Origin of the sequence: Furfurilactobacillus entadae, assembly GCF_045862745.1 — a bacterium.
Classification (GTDB): domain Bacteria; phylum Bacillota; class Bacilli; order Lactobacillales; family Lactobacillaceae; genus Furfurilactobacillus; species Furfurilactobacillus entadae.
This window is the reverse complement of record NZ_BQXN01000045.1, coordinates 431-1,877: the sequence shown is the minus strand read 5'-3', so window position 1 is coordinate 1,877 and position 1,447 is coordinate 431. Positions and strand designations below refer to the sequence as shown.

The window sequence follows — 1,447 nt, the reverse complement described above, 5'->3', positions numbered from 1 at the left end:
CACCAATGCGGGTGGTAATGGGCAAAAGGTTGATCCAACGCCCACGCCATCTCCGGCATATACCCAGGCCGCCATTGATGGCATCTTTTACGTGGATCAATTGGTGGCATACAATGGTAATTCGTATGCAGTGAACAACGACATTGCCCTCCATCCAGTGGACTTCAACAACTACATTCCGCTGGGGCCATTGACCGCTGTCGATACGTATGGCAACCGGATTAATGAACAGACATTAAATGATGGTTCATTCTTTACCTTTGGTGATAACGTGCAAGAAACGTACTTTGAGGTCGCTTATTTGAGTGACAGTGCCATTAAGCTAACTATGGGTGGTGAACCAGTGTGGTTTGATCGTAATGCCTTAGGTGATCGATTGAAACTACAATAATCGGCAAAAGCGAACTCTACCTAGAACAAGTTTTATATTACTAGCAAAAAGGCTCTAACTTCCTAAAATTACGGGAGGTTAGAGCCTTTTTTTAATACAGAAAAAAGTTCTGTATAGTGTTGATTTCGATTCTATACCGTGTTATTATATAAACCTGAAAGGAGGAAAGCGATGAAGTTTATTGATACTTTATCCGAGATTATCGAACATGTTTCTGTCAGCGTAGCTTCGATAGTTGGCATGGTCATAGCCATTAAGAGTTATCACCATAGGGATAAATAAAATTACCAGGTAGCGAGTTGGAGCTCGCTACTTTGGTGTATCTTCATCGTCTATGACCTATGAATAAGAATATCATATTTATTTTGATTGCGGCAGTTACTGCCTTATTAAATATTTTGCAATTAGTGTTGATGATGATGTCAAAAAGCAATGTCATTATCTCTGATTTAGCTAACATTTCGGCGGTTACTTTTATATTAATCTTTTTATGGTGGGGTGCTAAGCATGGTAAGGGTTGATTTAGATAATACTGAAATCATGAGCGCAGGGGAAGCCGCAGAAATTTGGGGTAAGAACGCTGCTTATGTTCGTAATTCACTACGTCAAAGTCCAGACAAATGGCCTAAGGGAACCTATCGGGTGTTTGGTAAGCAAATAGTCGTCACCGCTGAGGGCATGGAAGCCGCCACTGGTGAACCTGATCCACGAAAAACAAAAGCATGATATGTATAATTACCGTCTGCCCAGTTTAGAGTTTCCCTTTTGTTTCCCTTATTAATTTAGGAATACTGTTATATAGGCATTTGCTGGTAGCTAATAAGTCCACCGGCGGCATCTTGGACTCCTTGATGGAGTCTTTTTTTGTGCCTTTGAAAATAATGCCTATTACCGGGGGAAGGTCAGAGTTAACAGTGCTTATAATTGCTTGATGATCCAGTAACGGCATAAGCAAGATTACCATTGTTGGTTTGTTGCGCCAATCATGCTTAATGAAAAGTTTCTTGAAAATCTATCTTTAAACTGATCTTAACGAAGCTGATACTAAATTATTAT

The 1,447-nt window shown here is 40.1% G+C and carries 1 protein-coding gene and 1 pseudogene; both read left to right on the top strand.

The window, feature by feature from the left end:
- Window positions 1-391 (top strand): annotated as a pseudogene (locus ACKTR5_RS11620) (hypothetical protein); the annotation flags it as partial.
- Window positions 392-898: 507 nt separating this feature from the next.
- Window positions 899-1,117, top strand: a complete 219-nt coding sequence (locus ACKTR5_RS11615; protein WP_407881663.1) for a helix-turn-helix domain-containing protein — start codon at window positions 899-901, stop codon at window positions 1,115-1,117.
- Window positions 1,118-1,447 lie beyond the last annotated feature (330 nt).

Bases quoted from the DNA above. Each gene is read 5' to 3' on its own strand.
- ACKTR5_RS11615 (WP_407881663.1), top strand. From the start codon at position 899: ATGGTAAGGGTTGATTTAGATAATACTGAAATCATGAGCGCAGGGGAA.